Below are 761 nucleotides of genomic sequence, written 5' to 3'. Positions count from 1 at the left end.
TTTTTTGACCACTTATTTTCTGGCTTTGAAAAATGCGCCAACAACTGATTATAGCAATGGCGTTTGGAGCCACAGGCTTTATCCAAATACACCATCTGTTCAGGTGTGGGGCGCAATTCAATTTTATGTGCCAGTAACATTTTCGTCGGTCAATTCAGTAACAGCTTCGTTGAGTTTGTCTAAAAATTGTTTGTTTTTGTGGCTTCGTGAGCCATAAAGTCTCGCGCTAAAAACGGTAATAATTTCTAACACATCTTTTGCGAGTTCTTCTTCAAAGCGGGGTTGTTCGCCCTTATGAATAATAATGATTTCAATGCCTTGTGCTTCACATAATGCAAATACCAATTCTGCACCAAAACGCAATAATCGGTCTTTATGCGTAATCACCAGCCGTTTAATGCTTTTTTTTAAAATCATTTCCAGCAATTTGTTCAAGCTTTTTTGCGGTAATTCATACCCGAACCTAAATCCGCTATCACTTCGGTTCGCCAACCTTTCGCCGCGCAATACGCTTCGAGAATATCTTGTTGTCGTTGCAAATCTTCTTTTTGGTCGTGACTTGAAACGCGAGCGTAACACACCGTCGGAGCATCGATTTCACCTACGTTCATCAATTCGGCAACGCTGTAGTAACGTGTTCCACCTTGCGTTTTTCGCGTTGGGACTAATTCGCCCGACGCTTCCCATCGACGCAATGTATTTACACACGTTCCCAAAATTTTTGCCGCTTCACCTATCTTTACTAATTTCTTTTCCATAAG

The 761-nt window shown here is 41.4% G+C and carries 1 protein-coding gene and 1 pseudogene; both read right to left on the bottom strand.

Translation table 11 applies throughout. From position 1 onward, the window contains the following. A partial coding sequence (locus CKO12_RS14400; protein WP_242466368.1) for a hypothetical protein occupies window positions 1–95 on the bottom strand: 95 nt, incomplete at its 3' end. Between the two features lie 28 nt (window positions 96–123). Then, window positions 124–758, bottom strand: a pseudogene (locus tag CKO12_RS14395) (IS607 family transposase). Window positions 759–761 lie beyond the last annotated feature (3 nt).

This window comes from Chromatium okenii (genome assembly GCF_016583745.1).
In the GTDB taxonomy this organism is placed as follows: domain Bacteria; phylum Pseudomonadota; class Gammaproteobacteria; order Chromatiales; family Chromatiaceae; genus Chromatium; species Chromatium okenii.
Note: the sequence above shows the minus strand (reverse complement) of the source record. Positions and strands in the feature narration are given on the sequence as shown.